The sequence below is a fragment of the Helicobacter labetoulli genome (genome assembly GCF_003670275.1).
GTDB classification, from domain to species: Bacteria; Campylobacterota; Campylobacteria; order Campylobacterales; family Helicobacteraceae; genus Helicobacter_C; species Helicobacter_C labetoulli.
The window spans coordinates 11,667-29,173 of the sequence record NZ_QXJF01000013.1 but is presented as its reverse complement, the minus strand read 5'-3'; the positions used below and the strand labels follow the sequence as shown (position 1 = coordinate 29,173).

The 17,507-nt window shown below is 39.1% G+C and carries 16 protein-coding genes and 1 tRNA gene; 9 read left to right on the top strand and 8 right to left on the bottom strand.

Going from position 1 to position 17,507, the window contains the following annotated elements:
* Positions 1–3: 3 nt before the first annotated feature.
* From EBF12_RS07805 to EBF12_RS07790, 4 genes are all read left to right on the top strand, one after another.
* On the top strand, positions 4–621 hold the full coding sequence (locus tag EBF12_RS07805; RefSeq protein WP_121727155.1) for a TRAP transporter small permease: 618 nt from the start codon (positions 4–6) through the stop codon (positions 619–621).
* 10 nt (positions 622–631) lie between these two features.
* Complete coding sequence (locus EBF12_RS07800; protein ID WP_121727154.1) at positions 632–1,906, top strand: TRAP transporter large permease; 1,275 nt, start codon at positions 632–634, stop codon at positions 1,904–1,906.
* Between the two features lie 14 nt (positions 1,907–1,920).
* A complete protein-coding gene (locus tag EBF12_RS07795; protein WP_121727153.1) occupies positions 1,921–3,510 on the top strand; it encodes an inorganic phosphate transporter in 1,590 nt (529 codons plus the stop codon).
* A 70-nt stretch (positions 3,511–3,580) separates the two neighbouring features.
* Positions 3,581–4,936 carry a hemolysin family protein gene (locus tag EBF12_RS07790; RefSeq protein ID WP_121727152.1) on the top strand — a complete coding sequence of 452 codons (1,356 nt, stop codon included), beginning with the start codon at positions 3,581–3,583 and terminating at the stop codon, positions 4,934–4,936.
* 18 nt (positions 4,937–4,954) lie between these two features.
* On the opposite strand, the gene hemE is transcribed toward EBF12_RS07790, so the two are convergent.
* The 4 genes from hemE to EBF12_RS07770 all read right to left on the bottom strand — a co-directional run bounded on the left by hemE (position 4,955) and on the right by EBF12_RS07770 (position 9,680).
* Entirely contained in the window at positions 4,955–5,974 is a 1,020-nt protein-coding gene (hemE, locus tag EBF12_RS07785) for a uroporphyrinogen decarboxylase (protein WP_121727151.1), read from the bottom strand.
* 91 nt (positions 5,975–6,065) lie between these two features.
* Positions 6,066–7,094: an aspartate-semialdehyde dehydrogenase gene (locus tag EBF12_RS07780; RefSeq protein ID WP_121727150.1), complete on the bottom strand. Its 1,029-nt coding sequence runs from the start codon at positions 7,092–7,094 to the stop codon at positions 6,066–6,068.
* Between the two features lie 64 nt (positions 7,095–7,158).
* Positions 7,159–8,142, bottom strand: coding sequence for a class I SAM-dependent methyltransferase (locus EBF12_RS07775; protein WP_121727149.1), 984 nt, complete (start codon positions 8,140–8,142; stop codon positions 7,159–7,161).
* A 68-nt stretch (positions 8,143–8,210) separates the two neighbouring features.
* Positions 8,211–9,680 (bottom strand): Na+/H+ antiporter family protein, encoded by a 1,470-nt coding sequence (locus tag EBF12_RS07770; protein ID WP_121727148.1) that lies wholly within the window; start codon positions 9,678–9,680, stop codon positions 8,211–8,213.
* A 178-nt stretch (positions 9,681–9,858) separates the two neighbouring features.
* On the opposite strand from EBF12_RS07770, the gene EBF12_RS07765 reads away from it, so the two are divergent.
* Positions 9,859–9,934: transfer RNA gene (locus EBF12_RS07765), tRNA-Val, on the top strand.
* Between the two features lie 39 nt (positions 9,935–9,973).
* Here the strand turns inward: EBF12_RS07765 and lspA are convergent.
* Positions 9,974–10,456, bottom strand: coding sequence for a signal peptidase II (gene lspA, locus EBF12_RS07760; protein ID WP_121727147.1), 483 nt, complete (start codon positions 10,454–10,456; stop codon positions 9,974–9,976).
* 9 nt (positions 10,457–10,465) lie between these two features.
* Positions 10,466–11,827, bottom strand: a complete 1,362-nt coding sequence (gene glmM, locus EBF12_RS07755) for a phosphoglucosamine mutase (RefSeq protein ID WP_121727146.1) — start codon at positions 11,825–11,827, stop codon at positions 10,466–10,468.
* Between the two features lie 87 nt (positions 11,828–11,914).
* On the opposite strand from glmM, the gene rpsT reads away from it, so the two are divergent.
* From rpsT to EBF12_RS11915, 4 genes are read left to right on the top strand one after another with little or no spacing between them, the layout of a single operon-like run.
* The gene (gene rpsT, locus EBF12_RS07750; protein ID WP_121727145.1) at positions 11,915–12,187 is read left to right on the top strand and encodes a 30S ribosomal protein S20; all 273 of its coding nucleotides are present in this window, start codon (positions 11,915–11,917) and stop codon (positions 12,185–12,187) included.
* Between the two features lie 30 nt (positions 12,188–12,217).
* Positions 12,218–13,282: a peptide chain release factor 1 gene (gene prfA / locus EBF12_RS07745; protein ID WP_121727144.1), complete on the top strand. Its 1,065-nt coding sequence runs from the start codon at positions 12,218–12,220 to the stop codon at positions 13,280–13,282.
* A 2-nt stretch (positions 13,283–13,284) separates the two neighbouring features.
* The gene (locus tag EBF12_RS11920; protein ID WP_244196457.1) at positions 13,285–13,950 is read left to right on the top strand and encodes a glycosyltransferase family 10 domain-containing protein; all 666 of its coding nucleotides are present in this window, start codon (positions 13,285–13,287) and stop codon (positions 13,948–13,950) included.
* A complete protein-coding gene (locus EBF12_RS11915) occupies positions 13,928–14,329 on the top strand; it encodes a hypothetical protein (RefSeq protein ID WP_244196456.1) in 402 nt (133 codons plus the stop codon). Before EBF12_RS11920 ends, EBF12_RS11915 begins: the two co-directional genes overlap by 23 nt.
* 6 nt (positions 14,330–14,335) lie before the next feature.
* On the opposite strand, the gene EBF12_RS07735 is transcribed toward EBF12_RS11915, so the two are convergent.
* Together EBF12_RS07735 and EBF12_RS07730 are read right to left on the bottom strand one after the other, a co-directional pair.
* Entirely contained in the window at positions 14,336–15,100 is a 765-nt protein-coding gene (locus EBF12_RS07735) for a methyltransferase family protein (RefSeq protein WP_121727143.1), read from the bottom strand.
* A gap of 22 nt (positions 15,101–15,122) precedes the next feature.
* A complete protein-coding gene (locus tag EBF12_RS07730; protein ID WP_121727142.1) occupies positions 15,123–17,495 on the bottom strand; it encodes a ribonucleoside-diphosphate reductase subunit alpha in 2,373 nt (790 codons plus the stop codon).
* Positions 17,496–17,507 lie beyond the last annotated feature (12 nt).

Here is a 17,507-nt window from a genome sequence, read left to right as displayed (position 1 = left end):
TGAATGCTTTCTTGGATTGCTAAATCTTTTGTTTGGGCTCACCATAGCCCAAAGGTCAATAAGCTTTTTGCTACTTTAGATACCTTTATTGCTTCTATCAACAAAAATGTGGCTGTGGTGGGACTCCTTGCGGGGGTTATTATCACGGCTATGAATGTGTTTTGTCGCTACCTTACTGGGCTTTTTCCAGACTACTTTCATCTTTCACTTACTTGGGCAGAAGAAATGGCGAGATATTGCTTTTTGTGGTCGGCTTTCTTTGGTGCGGCATACGGCTTTAGAAAGGGTGTGCATATTAGCGTAACTATGCTTTTAGAGCGTTTTCCTCCCAAAATCGCAAAAGCTTGTGTCATCGGCATACATACGCTTAATTCATTTTTTCTTGCATTTATGGCGTATGCTGGGGCAATGGTATGCTATGATAATTACTTGCTTGGCTATATGAGTGAGGCATTACATAATGTGCCATTGTGGATTTTTCTACTTTGTTTGCCTTTGGCTTTTTTTGGTGCGACTTATCGCTCAATTGAAAAAATCTATGAAGTTTCTTGGACTGAAGCAAATAAGGTTGTCAAAAATGCGGAAGTTGAGATGATTCACGATTCTGTAGTAAAAGATTAACGAGGCATTAATGAGCGTTGCGTATTTATTACTTGTTTTATTTGGTTTGCTTCTTTTGGGTATTCCTGTATCCATTGCTTTAGGTGTGAGTGCTATAAGTACTCTTTTCTTCTTTACATCTTATAATATAGTCGGGTCAGCCGAAATTATGTTTAATGGTTTAAAGCCTGCACTTATGGCTATTCCTATGTTTATTTTAGCCGGCTCTCTTATGAGTAAGGGGAGTTCGGCAACGCGGATTGTAGAATTTGCTAAATCACTTGTTGGACATCTACCCGGAGGTTTGCCTATCAGTGCGATTTTGGCTTGTATTATTTTTGCCGCTGTTAGTGGTAGCTCTCCTGCAACGGTGGTAGCTGTTGGCTCTGTGATGTTCCTAGCCATTAAAAATGCTGGTTATCCAAAAAGCTACGCTGTTGGAGCAATCACATCAGCAGGAAGCCTAGGGATTCTAATTCCGCCTTCTGTTGTAATGATTGTCTATGGCGTAACAGCCGAAGTCTCTATTGAAAAGCTTTTTATGGCGGGAGTTGTGCCGGGCTTGATGATTGGGCTTATGATGATGATTTATGCGTATATTGGGGCAAAACGCCTAGGATTCAAAGCCACAAAGCCTGAATCCTTTAAGATAAGATTTAAAAAATTCAAAGACGCATTTTGGGCATTACTCATTATTTTTGTTATCATTGGTGGAATCTATGGTGGAATCTTTACTGCCACAGAGGCTGCAGGTATTAGTGCTATATATGCTTTTATCATTTCTGTTTTTGTTTATAAGGATATTAAGTTTAAAGATCTTTATGCTGTATTCTTGGATGCAGCGATCACAACAGCAATGATATTTTTCATCATTGGCTTTACTGTTGTTTTCGCACATTTTCTAACAAATGAGAGAATCCCACATTTAATCGCGGAGTTCCTTGTAGCACAAGAGATGAGCTGGTGGATGTTCCTTATTCTTGTCAATGTTGTGTTATTTATTATGGGGCAGTTTATGGAGCCTAGCTCTGTTATTATGATTATGACACCCTTGCTTCTACCTATTGCCCTAGCCCTTGGGATTGACCCTATACATTTTGGCATTGTAATGGTAGTGAATATGGAGCTAGGTATGCTTACTCCGCCTGTGGGGCTTAATCTTTTTGTTGCTAGCTCACTCACAGGGCTAAGCCTCAAAGATGTAACAACTTCTGTGCTTCCTTGGCTATGTGTAATGCTTGTGGGGCTATTGCTTATAACCTATATTCCAGATATTTCACTATGGCTACCTAATCAAATCAATTAAAGGAGGGTGAATCTATGGAGTTTAAAGACATTAAGCAAATTGAAAAGGCGCAAAGTTTTAATCAAAAAGATGGTGTAAAACTTTTTATTGTGCTTATCTTTTTCCTTGTCATTTCACTTGTGGCAGTTTTTGCTCACACTGGACACAATATATTATTGCTTGTCTTTGCCACAATTATTGGTGGCTATATGGCAATGAATATTGGTGCAAATGATGTCGCCAATAATGTGGGTCCTGCTGTTGGCTCTCACGCTATTACACTTGTTGGAGCAATTATCATCGCAGCTATTTGTGAGGCAATGGGAGCAATAATCGCCGGTGGAGAAGTGGTAGAGACTATCAAATCTGGCATTATAGATTCTACTCATCTTGCTGAACCTCGCGTTTTTGTAGCTTTAATGCTTGCCGCTCTTGCCTCTGGTGCAGTTTGGCTACATCTAGCAACAGCCATTGGTGCGCCTGTTTCTACAACACACTCACTTGTTGGCGGAATCTTGGGAGCTGGAATAGTCGCTGGGGGATTTGGAGTAGTAAATTGGATAGAGCTTTTGCGTATTGCTTCAAGCTGGATTATCTCACCTGTGCTTGGTGGGTTTATCGCAGTTATATTTCTTCTTATCATCAAAAAAAGTATTACTTACAAAGAAGATAAGCGACAAGCAGCAAAAAAAGTGGTGCCTATCCTTATATTTGTTATGACTTGGGCTTTTAGTCTTTATCTCATTTTAAAGGGGCTTAAAAAAGTCCTTCCAAAGCTTGATTTTGGCGTGTCAGTTGGTATTAGCCTCCTTATTGCCATTGCTGTGTATCTTATCGTGCGTCCCATAATTGCCAAAAAAGCAGAAACACTACTTAACACAAAAGAAGATATTAACTCTCTTTTTACCATTCCACTTGTTTTTGCAGCAGCACTTTTAAGCTTTGCTCACGGAGCAAACGATGTTGCCAACGCTATTGGACCACTTGCAGCAATCAACGAGACATTAAACAGCCTTAGAGAATCTCTACCCTCAAGCAAAGCGGGTGTGCCTCTATGGATTATGGTGATCGGTGGGCTAGGTATTTCGCTAGGATTAGCCTTGTATGGTCCTAGACTTATCCGCACCGTTGGCAGTGAAATCACAGAACTTGATAAAATGAGAGCCTTTTGCATTGCGATGAGTGCAGCTCTCACCGTGCTTCTTGCCTCACAACTTGGTTTGCCTGTAAGCTCAACTCATATTGCACTTGGAGCTATTTTTGGCGTTGGATTCTTAAGAGAATATCTCAAAAAACGCTATTATGAGATGCAGCAAACCATCATTGAAGCCCATAAGGGTAAAGACGCACAAGAAGTGGAAGCATTTTTGGATCGTTTCAATAAGGCAAGTATTAAGAAAAAGGGACTTATGCTTGAATCTTTAAAAAATAACGATAAGCTTAAAGGTACACCAAAACTTGATAGAAAAGAGCGTAAATCACTCAAAAAAGCTTATAAGCAAGAGCTTGTCAAACGCAGTGCGATAAATAAAATTATTGCTTCTTGGCTTATCACAGTGCCTGTTTCAGCCTTGCTTGGTGGGCTTACTTACTTTATTATTATTAGCGTTGGCTTTGATATTTAACACTTTAAAAGTTTTAAAAGATTAGATTGACTACAATTCAAGTCTATCTTTTCTTATTTAAGGAGAATCTTTGGACCCGTATTCGTCGGTTTTGATGCTTTTGTTGGCATTGTTGCTAGTTTTTCTCAATGCCTTTTTTGTGGTTTCGGAGTTTGCGATTGTTAAAATACGAAAATCTAAGCTTGAAGAGTTAGCTAAAAATGAAGTTAAAAACGCCTCTCTTGCCCTCAAAATAACTAATTCGCTTGATAGTTACCTTAGTGCTACACAGCTTGGGATAACCTTTGCTTCTCTTGCTTTGGGGTGGATTAGTGAAAATGCTTTTGTTAAGCTTATTTCAATCCCATTTTATTTTCTTATGGAATCTTCACCTATTTTAGTGCATTCTATTGCGTCAGTCGTCGCCTTTATATTTGTTACACTTTTGCATGTTGTGCTAGGGGAGCTTGTGCCTAAATCTATAGCAATCGCTAAGACTGAATCTGTTGTATTACTTATCGCTAAACCTCTTTATCTTTTTGGGATAGTCTTTTCTCCACTTATTAGACTTTTTGATTTGCTCGCCGCATTTTTTCTTAAATTTATGGGAATTAAACCCGCTAGAGAGGGAGAAGTAGCACATTCTGATGAGGAGCTAAAGATTATTGTAGGTGAAAGTTTAAAAGAGGGGTATATAGATTCAATTGAGGGTGAGATTATCAAAAATGCTGTGGATTTTTCGGATACCCTTGCCAAGGAGATTATGACACCGCGAAAAGATATGATTTGCCTTGATGCACAGGAGAGCTATGAAAATAATATTGCCATCGTGCTAAAGACCAATCACACACGCTACCCTTATTATCAAGATTCTAAGGATAATATTTTAGGTATGATTCATATTCGTGATTTATTTGAAAATACTATCAAAAACGGCGAAGCTAATCTCTCAAAGCTTGTAAGAAATATGATTATCGTGCCTGAAACAGCTCATATTTCAGAGATTCTCACCACAATGAATCGTCAGCAGATTCACACTGCCCTTGTAGTTGATGAATATGGTGGGACATCTGGACTTTTAACAATGGAAGATATTATTGAAGAGATTATTGGCGATATTTCTGATGAGCACGATCTCAAAATAGAGGATATGCGGCAAATTGATGAAAAGACATATGAGTTTGATGGCAAACTTGATTTGGAAAGCATTGAAGAAATGCTCCATATTACTTTTAGCAATACAAACGATCATATTACAATCGGTGGCTATGTTTTTGGCTTACTTGGACGACTTCCGGTGATAAAAGATAAGATTTGCGATGAATATTTTGAATTTGAAGTGCTTGAAATGGATGGGGCGAGAATTAAAAAACTTAGAGCCACCACTTTATCTCAAGCAGAAAAAGAAAAGCATTTAGAGTCTAAAGAATCTTGCTTTTTTGACTAAGTTATAACCTGAAAAATCTTACCGCCTTGTGTTTTCACGCACCATTTTTACTAATGCTATGGCATTTTCTCTTGGTAAATCCGGTAGCATTCCGTGTCCTAGGTTGAAAATATGTCCGGGTTCCTTACCCATAATATCTATAATCTCCCTTACCCCTTTTTCCATAGAATTTGCATCATACAAACGCGAAGGCTCAAGATTCCCTTGTAAAACATATTGCCTACCAAGTTTCTCTTTTGCTAGTCCCATCGGCGTTCCCCAATCCACGCCAAAGACATCAAATTCTCCTGTAATCTTATCCAAATACGCACCAATACCCTTAGGAAAAAGCATAACCGGGATATGCGGATATTTGCCCTTGATATATTTTGCAATCTCTTTCATATACTTCCAGCTAAACTCCAAATACGCCTCCTGCTCCAATGCCCCAGCCCAGCTATCAAAAATCTGCACCGCATTAGCCCCAGCTTGAATCTGCCCTTCCAAATATGCCTTGAGTTCATCGCTCAAACGCTCTAATAACGCTCTTAGAATCTGTGGTTGCTTATACAGCATTGCTTTACTTTTGGCATAGGTTTTACTCCCCTGCCCTTCTATCATATAGGTTGCTAATGTCCAAGGTGAGCCGCAAAAGCCAATGAGTGCCTTATCTTTGGGAAGTTTAGAGCGGATAGAACTCACCGCATCATACACATATCCTAGCTTGTCAGCAGCACTACCTAGAGCTTTTACATCTTCTAGCGTGGCAATTGTGCGGTTAAAATGCGGACCCTCACCGCTCAAAAACTCTAGCGGCAGCCCCATCTCCAGCGGCACAACTAAAATATCGCTAAAGAGTATTGCCGCATCAACATCTAGAATCTCCACCGGTTGCAAGGTTACTTCCGTGGCAAGATTCACATTTTTGCATAAATCCAAAAATCCACCAGCCTTAGCCCTTGTTGCCCTATATTCGCTTAGATACCGCCCTGCTTGTCGCATAAGCCAAATAGGCGTATATGGCGTTTGCTTCCTAAAACACGCATCAACAAAAATCATCTTTTTCTCCTGCTTTCTTGGTTAGATTCTGCTTTATATAATAGAATCTATTTTATGTAACAAATCCCACTTTTTGCTAAAATGGTAAAACTCAAGCATTTTGCATTTCAATCCATTTTTGTGCAATTCTCACCGCATTTGTTGCTGCACCTACACGAATCTGATCTGCTACACACCATAAATGTAAAATATGCTTATCAAAGTTATCCTCACGCACACGCCCTACATAAGTTTGGTCTGTCTCCGTGGCAAGAGTTGGCATAGGATAAAGCTTTTCTTGTGGCTCATCACATAGCACGACACTAGGTGCGTGAGAGAGAATCTCTTTTGCTTCTTTAGCGCTTATAGGATTTTCAAAATGAATACTGATAGATTCGCTATGACTACGCAAGACAGGCACACGCACACAAGTCGCACTTATAGCAAAGTTTGAGTGCATAATCTTGTTTGTTTCATTAATCATTTTCATCTCTTCTTTTGTATAGTCATTTGACATAAAACTATCAATATGCGGGATAACATTGAGTGCCAAGCGGTGAGGAAACACAGCGGATTCTGCCTCATCAAGCTTAAAAGCAAAAAAAGCTTGCATTTGCATTACAAGCTCCTCCATTCCACGCTTACCAGCCCCGCTTGCTGCTTGATAGGTGCTAACATCAACGCGTTTAATCCCAAACACTTTATGCAGAGGGGATAGCACTTGCACCATTTGAATCGTTGAGCAATTTGGGTTAGCGATAATCCCTTTTTGCCTCCATTGTGCTATATCTTGAGGATTGACTTCAGGAACAACAAGGGGAATGTCCTTGTCCATACGAAAATGACTTGTGTTATCAATCACTACCGCACCAGCCTTTGCCGCACTCGGTGCAAACTCCGCACTCACACTCCCACCAGCGGAAAAAAAGGCTATCTCTACACCTTCTTTAGCAAAGACATCGTGTGTGGTTTGTAGAATCTTATGATTTTGCGACATAAACTCCACTTCTTTACCCACGCTTCTTTCACTTGCCAAAGGCACGATTCTACTCACAGAGAATTTTCTCTCCTCTAAAACGCGAAATATCTCTTCACCTACCGCACCACTCGCACCTACAACGCCAACAACATATTTTTTCAAATCCACCCCTTTGTTTAGAATCTCAAATAAGCTAAGATTCTAGCGATATTTTTTGAATTAATAGCTAATTATTATTTTTTCCCACCACAAGCAGTGAGCCACCAAATGGTGCGTTAAACTTCTGCGGGAAGCAATGTTGAATCTTGTTTTCTAACCGACAAAGTCCTAGCAATGCATTATTGATAAGTGATGGCGGTGGAATATCGCGTAATTCTTCCTTGCTGGTTTCTGTATGAGAATCTTTTGCACTGCTTTGCGAGGCAAGGGTGTTTGCCAAGGTGTTTGTGTGCCGAGTTGTTTTAGATTCTATAAAGCAAGAATCTTGTTTAGCTTTTGGATAAGGTGCGTGATGCAATAATGCCCTAACCCATAGCAATGGTGTAATGGCAATGAAAAAATACTTCGCACATACAACCTCAAAGCCGCTTTGTTTCATAAGATCGACAAGCTCATTTTTAGTATATCGCCGCTTGTGATGCACGCTTACATCGTGGGCATTCCATAGCCATTTATGTGCGGGGACACTTAGAGCCAAAAGACTTTTTGTATTATTTTTTAGCATATTTTTCATATTTTTTAAAGCTAGGGCGTCATCATCAATATGCTCTAGCACATCAAAGGCAAAAATACAATCAAACTCATTTGCAAAAGGCACATCAAGTAAATCCATACAATACAAATCCTTTATGCCATAGGTTTTAGCATATTCTAAGCCTTGCGGGTGGATTTCGCCTAATGCAATATTATTAAAACCTTGCGATAAGAAATGTCTCGTAACGCTTCCTGTGCCAGCCCCTACATCTAGAATCTTTGCGTTTTTGCCACTATCTTGCGGATATAAAGAAGTAAGAATACGGCTTATCTCTTGGTAGATAAACTCTCGCCTTGCAATATGCCAAAAATGCTTGTTTTCAGCTAGATATAACATATCCATACCTTCACTTGGGAAGTGAAAGTTCGCATTAGATTCTAAAGTTTGCTGTGTAAATTGAGAAGTTTGGCTTTTTAGCGTAGATTTATAGGGGGGGGGCAAAATATGTAATACCATTTATAATGACAGATTCTTTTATTTGCATTTTTTACTCCTTTATTCTAAATTTGTTTAGGATTTAATCCCTAAAGCATCATCGCTCCAAGAGTGCCGGCGACTAAAAGCGGGATATTATATACAAAAAATGTAGGAATACAAGTATCATAAATGTGATTGTGCTGTCCGTCCATATTGAGCCCAGAAGTAGGACCCAAAGTGCTATCACTCGCAGGACTTCCCGCATCGCCCAACGCCCCAGCTATGCCAATAAGTAAAATTATCGCAGGGACACTAAAGCCAAGTGAGATTCCAAAAGGCACATAAATGGCTGCAATAATAGGTATAGTCCCAAAGCTTGTGCCAATGCCTATAGTGATTAAAAGCCCCACAAGTAGCATTAAACTCGCCCCTATAAACTTCGCCCATAGAGATTGACTTGCCATAACTGCATTAGAATCTAGCCCATTTGAAGCGATAGCATTTATAGTGCCTTCAATATTTGCCACACTTCCTAAGGCATTCCCCGTATTTGCACTTTGGTGAGTAAAGTCTGCTACCAGTTGCACGAGATTTTGCACCTCTCCACTTGCACGCAACACCTCCCCATATCCAGCCGCCACAAGCATAACAAAGGCAATAAATGCCATCATTTTTAGCCCACCTTCCATAATAGAATCTATCTCATTCCACTTTACCCCACGCAACACAATCATACACATAAGCCCAGCAAATGCCCCAAGCGCTAGAGAATGCGTAACAAGCTGCACGACAAAAAGCACAATAATACCTAAGAGTGTCGCATATTCACGCCAACCCATACTCGCATCACCTATAGAGCATTCCTCTTTTTGTGCGTATTCACGCGGTTTTGCATACAGTACAAACACCGCAAAAAGTAGGCCAAGCAGCATAGCCGCCCCGCCAATCCACATAACAGAGCCAATCTCGCTAAGACTTACAGGCATACCATTTGCCTTCATCTGCTCACTAATAGTCGTGTGAAAAATCAGCCCAAAGCCCACACCAAGCGTTACATAAGGGGCTTGTAACCCAAAAGTAAGCGCACAAGCGACAGCGCGTCTATCAATTTTTAAGCGATTCATAAGGCTGAGAAGTGGGGGGATTAAAATCGGGATAAAAGCAATATGGATAGGCACAAGATTCTGCGAAAAACACGCAATAAGGGCAATGCTAAGGATAAAAATAAATTTTCTATTACTTATCACATTTGCAATGGCAGATAACAAAAAAGTCATTAAATGTGTGCGAGAAATCGCCACCGCAATGCCACCTAGCAAGATATAGCTTAATGCGATATTGAGATTACTTGCCATACCTTTGATGAAAATCTCACCCGTTGCAGTAGTTTTAAGCAGAAAATATTGCCAAAGCGAAGTTTGTGAAGCCTCCCCTGCAAAAGATTCCAAAGGCAATGGGGATAGCCACCCAGCCACAAGTGCGGCTATAATAATAGATAGCAAAACATTTAATCGCAAAACGCACAACACCGCCATAACAAGCACAGATAACACCACTGCATTTGTGAGAAGAGACATTAGATTCCTTTGATATTCCATTGTGATAAAAAATGCCGATTCTACGCTAAAAGAGATGAAAAAAGCATTAAAATAAGTCAAATTTAAGGCGTTTTGCAAAAATCTTTAATAAATTTTAAATAATTTTGAGATACAATCCGCACTTTCAAACTCCATTTCTCTATAATCTTTTTCAAAAGATCGCGTAGCTCAGTTGGTAGAGCACTACCTTGACATGGTAGTGGTCGCTGGTTCAAGTCCAGTCGTGATCACCATACATCTTTAGACCTTTAGATTCTAATCATTCTCAAGCTTTAATGTTTTTTTCGTTCTCTTAGCATTTGCCAAATGATCATCACAACAGCCACATCAATCAATACATCAGCAAGATTAAAAATCGCAAAATCAAACCAATAATGCCAATACACATAATCCACCACGCCCCCATACATAAAGCGATCAAGAATATTTGATAGCCCTGAACCTAGCAAAATCCCAAGTGGAATATAATGTTTAAGAAAAAAATCACTCATTAGAGCAAAAAGTAGCAAAGTAAGCAAAAATAGAATCTGAATGTATTTTAAAGATTCAGTCAAAAAGCTAAACATAGAAAAAGCCACGCCTGTGTTATATACCAACGCCCTACCACCAATGCTTAACGCCTCACTATCCCACGCAAAACCATTTAACATAATATATTTTACCCATTGATCCAACCCAAGGCTTAGGCAAAAAAGCAATGTAAAAGTAAGAATCTGCACTTTTGAAATAGACTTAATGTGTCGTATTGAAAGCATATCTACCCCTTAGAGTTGCTTTTGAAAAAACTCTATAAGGCTTTTGATTTGCTCACTTACAACTTTAGAATCTCTGCCTTCTACCAAGATTCTAAGCTTATTTTCCGTGCCAGAATAACGCACAAGATGGCGATTACCACTTTTGGTAATAGAATCTAGCTTTTCTTGCAAACCATCAAGGCTTTCAAGTGGCTTCTTTTGGGACACTTGAAGATTGATAAGCTCACTAGGATAAAGTTTGAAAGGATTAAGGGCATCTTTAGCACTCTTGCCACTTTGTAATAAAAGAGCTAAAACTTGCAACGCACTCACTAAGCCATCGCCTGTTTTGGCATAATCACTAAAGATAATATGCCCACTACTCTCGCCACCAAAATTAAGATTCAGCTCTTGCATTTTATCCCACACATATTTATCCCCCACATTGCAGCGGTGCAAGGCGATATGATGATTTTTGAGTGTCTCTTCAAGAGCGAGATTGCTCATCAATGTCGCGACAATGGCATTGTTTTTTAAAGCCTTGATACTTTGTTGATACAATGCTAAAGCACCGATGAGCTTATCGCCATTAACAATATTGCCTTCATTATCCACTACCACAAGCCTATCAGCATCACCATCAAGGGCAAAGCCCACATCAGCACGATAAGTTTTGACCTCTTGTGCCAAACCCTCTGGGTGCATAGCCCCACATTGTTTATTGATATTAAAGCCATTTGGCTCATCATTAATAGCAATGACATCAGCACCTAGCTCACGCAATACAATGGGGGCGACACGATATGCCGCTCCATTTGCACAATCACACACTATACGCAAACCACGCAAAGTAAGGTGCTTTGGAAATGAGTTTTTAATATGCACAATGTAGCGTCCCACGACATCATCTATACGCTTTGAGCTGCCAATCTCCTCGCCACTCTTTAATGCAGCTTGTAAAGAGGCGGGGTTGTGATAAAAAGATTCTATACTTTCTTCCTCCTCTGGGGCAATCTTGTAGCCAAAATGATTGAAAAATTTGATTCCATTATCATCATAAGGATTATGACTTGCACTTATCATCACACCCGCATCACAACGCATATCTTCTGTAAGAAATGCTACTGCTGGGGTGGGCATAGGACCAATTTGAATAACATCATATCCCACAGAAGTGAGACTTGAAACAAGGGCATTTTCTATCATATAGCCACTACGGCGAGTATCCTTGCCTACGAGAATCTTATTTGTCAAAGAATGTTTGCGGAAGTGAATCCCGGCACTAGAGCCTAATGCAATGACACTTGAAGGTGTGATAACCTCCCCTGCTCTGCCTCGCACTCCATCAGTGCCAAAAAGCTTTGTTTTTGTTGCCTTTACTTCCTTTTTCATCAAAACTCCTTTATGCTTTTAAACTGCGTTTAATTAAACTTTTGGCAGAATTCTGCCTTAATTTTTTTTAAAAAGGACTAATAAAAGATGGCAAATCACAAATCTGCAGAAAAACGCATTCGTCAAACCAAAACAAGAACTGAACGCAATCGCTACTACAAAACGCGTATTAAAAATATTGTGCGAGACTTGAGAGAGGCTGTTGTAAGCAAAGATGTAGCAAAAGCCCAAGAAGCATTGAAAGTTGCAAATAGAGAACTGCACAAATATGTAAGCAAAGGGATTTTGAAAAAAAATACTGCTTCACGCAAGGTTTCACGACTTAATGCAAGTGTGAAAAAACTTGCTCAATCTGCCTAATCTTTATCCACAAAATTTTAAAGAGGTTAAATGCTTATTGATAAACTCAAGCCTATCGTGGCGAGATATGATGAGATTTCAAACCTCTTAACCTCGCAAGATATTCTCGCTGATGTCAAACAACTCACTCAACTAAGCAAAGAGCAAAGTGATATAGAATCAATTGTGCAAAGTGCGAGGGAATATTTTTCCGTGCTTGAAGGCATAGCTGAAAACAAGGCTTTGCTTGAGGATAAAGAGCTTGGCGAACTCGCCAAAGAAGAACTAAAAGAACTAGAATCTAAAAAGATTCAGCTTGAAGAGGAAATAAAACTTCTTTTAATCCCAAAAGATCCAAACGATAGTAAAAATATTTATCTTGAAATCCGTGCCGGGACAGGCGGAGATGAGGCAGGAATATTTGTGGGCGATTTATTCAAGGCGTATTGTCGCTACGCGGATTTACAAAAATGGAAGGTTGAAATCATAAGCTCAAGTGAAAATAATGTCGGTGGTTACAAAGAAGTTATTGCTCTTATCAAGGGGCAAGGGGCATATTCTAAACTCAAATACGAAGGTGGCACACATCGTGTCCAACGCGTCCCAGAGACAGAATCGCAAGGGCGGATTCACACTTCAGCCATTACAGTGGCAATTATGCCCGAAGTAGATGATGTGGAAGTCAATATCAATCCAAATGATTTAAAAATTGATGTTTTCCGCAGTGGTGGGCACGGCGGACAAAGTGTCAATACTACAGATTCAGCAGTGAGAATCACACATATCCCAACAGGCATAAGTGTATCTATGCAAGATGAAAAATCCCAGCATAAAAATAAAGATAAAGCATTAAAGATTCTAAAAGCTAGGCTTTATGAAGCCGAACTTGAAGCACAAAATGCTCAAAACAAAGAAGCGCGTAAGACACAAGTAGGAAGTGGTGATAGAAGCGAGAGAATCCGAACTTATAATTACCCTCAAAATCGTCTTACAGACCACCGCATTGGATTAACGCTTTATAGTCTTGAAGAGATTATGCTTGGTGGTTTGCTTGATGAGTGCATTAACCCTCTCATTGCCCACGCTCAAAGTCAGGCTATGGGTGCAACAGAGTAACAATGCAAAAGCCGATTAAAAAAGTGTATTTTTGCGATGGGGCAGTTGAGGGAAAAATAGTAAAGATTCTCGAAAAACATTATGATCTTGTCTTAACAGATAAAGATCCGGATTATATTTTTTATTCTGTTATGGGCGAAAAACATATTGAGTATGATGGAGTTAGAATCTTTAGCACGGGCGAGAATGTGCGGGCTGATTTTAATTTTTGTGATTATGCTATTGGGTTTGATTATATGCAGTTTGAGGATAGATATTTGCGTTATCCACTCTATCTCCACTATACAGAGGATATGCAAAAAGCAAAGAATAAGCATCTCACAATAAATACACAAACACTGCAAAATAAGCAAAGATTCTGCACTTTTGTTGTCAGCAATGGCAAGGCAGATGAGCTACGCACGCGATTCTTTGACTTTCTAAGTCAATACAAACATATAGATAGTGGCGGAAAGTATAAAAATAATATTGGCAAACTCATAGAGAATAAATCAATCTTCCTTGCAAGTGGGAAATTCAACATTGCTTTTGAAAATTCAAGCACTAATGGCTACACAACAGAAAAACTTATTCAAGCCCTTGCTTCACAAACCGTGCCTATCTATTGGGGAGATGAACAAGTAAGCAAACCTTTAGATTCTAGCGGTGGGGGGGGGGGTAAATCCTAAAGCTTTTATTCATATCAAAAGTGTTGATGAGTTTGATACAGCACTCAAACAAATTCACCACCTTGATACACACGATGAAGCTTATCTTGCAGTGCTACAAGAGCCAAGTTTTTTAGATTCCAACCAAGAAGAAATTTTTGATAAAAAGCTTGAAGACTTTTTACTTCATATCTTTAATCAACCCATTGAAAAAGCATATCGCAGGGGTTTTGGGCAATGGCGATGCAATCTTGAAAGAAGATATAAGAAGTTTCAAAAGGCAAGAAAACTAGCAAATCTTTTTGCAAATACTTTTAAACCCCCTATTCAAAAATTTAAAAAATGGTGCATTAAAACTTCTCTTTCTTTGCAAGACTTCACACCACGCCAAAAAAAATAGCTTAGCCTATCTCCCCTGCACTTCAAAAATTTTCGTTGTTTTTACCACAATGCGAACAAACAGGTAAAACACAGCCGAGACAATAAACAAATATGTCAAAATAGAATTTGGTGCAATAAACTCTATACCCCCCCCCCTCTGCCAATTTACAATTATCGCAATAAGGTAGTGAAAAACAAAAAGCGAAGAAGTGAGACCAAAAAATGAATTATACTCTCGTCTTATCATTGAGCGCAAAGAAAAACTCATATCGCTTGGAATATAACCACTTAATTTTGGAAAAAATGGCGGAGTTTTTAATGTCCAATCAACATATTCTTGACCAAATTTTGCACGCAAAAAACTCTCTTCTGCAAAAATGATTCTCTCATAATATAGCCAAAAACTCAAAGCAAATACAATAATAAAAAGCCAATTACCAAGCAAAATAATAGGTGCAAGCATCATCAAAAAATTCCCTAAATAGAGCGGATTGCGACATACAGAGTATAGACCAGTATGATTAAGCACATTTGCTTTTTGCTCTTTTGTATTGCGTCCTGAAGTATCGCGCGGCACAAATCCAGCTACCCAGATTCTAATCCCCTGCCCAAGCAATCCCACAAAAACCGCAACAACAATCAAAGGTGTGTTATACACTCCATCACAATATAAATAAGTCTCGGAAGTAAAAATTACCAAAATAAAAAGTGGTAAAATACAAAAAGGCAGATAACTCCTATAACGAAACAAAAAATCTCCCTGTGCTTTTAGCTCTTCTTGTAATGCCATACATTCTCCCTTTATAAATTATCTATTGACAATTTACACATTCCACGCTTCTATCCATCACCTCTTCAGCTTCAGGACTTTGGGAGCGTAGATAATAAGTACTTTTTAGTCCTAGTTTCCAAGCAAGCATATAAATGTCATTTAGCACCTTACCACTCGCCTTATCAAGTCTCATAAATACATTTGTGCTTTGCCCTTGATCTATCCATTTTTGACGGACAGCCGCTGCTTTAATAAGTAATGTTTGATCAATATCATACGCAGATGTGTAATAATTCCAAGTATCCACACTCAAATGTGGCACAACAACAGGAATCATTCCGCTTAAATTCTCTTCCAACCATTTTTTACGATACACAGGCTCAATAGTTTGTGTCGTCCCAACAAGAATACTAATAGAACTTGTAGGAGCAATTGCCATAAGATAGCCATTTCTCATACCTTGCGTTTTTACCTTTTTTCGCAAAGATTCCCAATCACACTGCTGCGAGAAAAGACCACCTCTATCAACAAGCTTTAATGCTTCCTTATTTGCCAAATCAATAGGCATTATCCCCCTACTCCAATTGCTCCCCTCAAACTGCGAATATTTGCCTTTTTCTTGTGCTAAATCCGCACTAGAATCAATAGTATAAAAGCTTATAAGCTCCATAATCTCATCAATCTTTGCCAAATGCTCTTCGCTCCCCCATTCAATCCTAGAGTGAGCGAGCATTTCAGCCTCACCCATCACACCAAGACCAATGGCACGATTTTGCATATTGGTAACCTTTACCTTACGATTAGGATAAAAATTAAGTTCAATCACATTATCAAGCATTCTAATCGCGATAGGCAGCACGCGTTCAATATCCTCTTTTGTATTAATTTTACTCAGATTCACACTTGCTAGATTACACACTGCTGTATCCCCACCTTGTGCGATACGCGTTGTGATAAAGACCTTTTTGCCACCTATACTATCCACGCTTGTAATTTTATTTGCCGCCTTACGCACACCGCTATCAAGCTTTACTTCTTGCTTTTCATTATAGATTGTCTTTGAGCCATCAGCAAATTCAACTTCCATAACATAATGATTTGGATTTGTATTTTGAAAAATCTCTGTGCAGAGATTTGAGCTACGGATAATTCCAGCGTGTCCATTTGGATTAGCACGATTAGCATTATCTTTGAAACATAAAAATGGCAAACCAGATTCAAAATAATTCGTTAAAATCTTTTTCCACAAGTCTTTTGCTATAACACGATGTTTTAAAATATGTTCATTTTGCTCATATTCAAGGTATTTTGCTTCAAACTCCTCACCATAAAGCTCTGTAAGCTCCGGGCATTGATAAGGATCAAAAAGTGTCCAAAACTCATTTGCCTCAACTCGCTTCATAAACAAATCACAAATCCACAATGCAGGGAATAAATCGTGTGCTCTCCTACGCTCTTCACCACTATTCTTACGCAAGTCAATAAACTCAAATACATCATTATGCCATATCTCTAAATATGTCGCAATCGCTCCTTTGCGTGTTCCTAGCTGATCTACAGCAATGGCGACATCATTGGCAATCTTCAAAAATGGCACAACACCACCAGCGGCATTTTTATGTCCATCAATATAGCTACCAAGCCCACGCACTTGGCTAAAATCCCAGCCTATGCCACCACCATATTTGCTTAAAAGTGCCATTTCCTTATAAGCATCAAAAATCCCCTCAATATTATCCGGTGTGCTACCAATAAAGCAAGAACTTAGCTGATGTCGCGTTGTGCGTGCATTTGCCAAAGTTGGTGTCGCACAAATCACTTCAAATTGAGAAATCATATCATAAAACTTCACCGCCCACGCATTGCAATCTTTTTCATTTTGAGCCAAAAACATAGCAATCGCCATAAACATATGCTGGGGCAACTCAATGGGCTGATTATTAGAATCTTTAAGCAAATACCTATCATATAGCGTTTTAATACCCAAATAATTAAACTGCAAATCGCGTTCAGGCTTAATATGAGAATCTAAAAATGCTAAGTCATATTTTTCTTTAATCCCACGAAGCAATCGCCCCTCATTTTCTCCTTGAATGAAGTAATCTTCAAGCTTTTTATAACCCGTCCAGCCCGTTACCTTATGATACAAATCATACAAGAACAAACGAGCCGCTACAAAGCTCCAATTGGGGGCATCTATATCTATTTTATCAACTGCTGTTTTAATAAGCGTTTGCTGAATCTCTTCTGTCGTAATCTTATCTTTAAATAAAATTTTCGCATCAACCTCAAGCTCACTTTGCGTTACACCCTCTAATCCCTCAACTGCCGCAGAAGTGTGTTTTTGTATTTTTGAAACATCAAGTGGCTCTATACGCCCATTTCTCTTAACAACTGTGATTGTATCTAGCATTCTTTCCCCTTC

What these genes read in the sequence shown, in the direction of transcription:
- EBF12_RS11920 (WP_244196457.1), top strand. Translation starts at nt 13,285, where the DNA reads ATGCAAAAGCCGATTAAAAAAGTGTATTTTTGCGATGGGGCAGTTGAG.
- rpsT (WP_121727145.1), top strand. Translation starts at nt 11,915, where the DNA reads ATGGCAAATCACAAATCTGCAGAAAAACGCATTCGTCAAACCAAAACA.
- EBF12_RS07800 (WP_121727154.1), top strand. Translation starts at nt 632, where the DNA reads ATGAGCGTTGCGTATTTATTACTTGTTTTATTTGGTTTGCTTCTTTTG.
- EBF12_RS07805 (WP_121727155.1), top strand. Translation starts at nt 4, where the DNA reads ATGCTTTCTTGGATTGCTAAATCTTTTGTTTGGGCTCACCATAGCCCA.
- EBF12_RS07730 (WP_121727142.1), bottom strand. Translation starts at nt 17,495, where the DNA reads ATGCTAGATACAATCACAGTTGTTAAGAGAAATGGGCGTATAGAGCCA.
- glmM (WP_121727146.1), bottom strand. Translation starts at nt 11,827, where the DNA reads ATGAAAAAGGAAGTAAAGGCAACAAAAACAAAGCTTTTTGGCACTGAT.
- hemE (WP_121727151.1), bottom strand. Translation starts at nt 5,974, where the DNA reads ATGATTTTTGTTGATGCGTGTTTTAGGAAGCAAACGCCATATACGCCT.
- EBF12_RS07775 (WP_121727149.1), bottom strand. Translation starts at nt 8,142, where the DNA reads ATGGTATTACATATTTTGCCCCCCCCCTATAAATCTACGCTAAAAAGC.
- prfA (WP_121727144.1), top strand. Translation starts at nt 12,218, where the DNA reads ATGCTTATTGATAAACTCAAGCCTATCGTGGCGAGATATGATGAGATT.
- EBF12_RS07735 (WP_121727143.1), bottom strand. Translation starts at nt 15,100, where the DNA reads ATGGCATTACAAGAAGAGCTAAAAGCACAGGGAGATTTTTTGTTTCGT.
- EBF12_RS07770 (WP_121727148.1), bottom strand. Translation starts at nt 9,680, where the DNA reads ATGTCTCTTCTCACAAATGCAGTGGTGTTATCTGTGCTTGTTATGGCG.
- EBF12_RS07795 (WP_121727153.1), top strand. Translation starts at nt 1,921, where the DNA reads ATGGAGTTTAAAGACATTAAGCAAATTGAAAAGGCGCAAAGTTTTAAT.
- lspA (WP_121727147.1), bottom strand. Translation starts at nt 10,456, where the DNA reads ATGCTTTCAATACGACACATTAAGTCTATTTCAAAAGTGCAGATTCTT.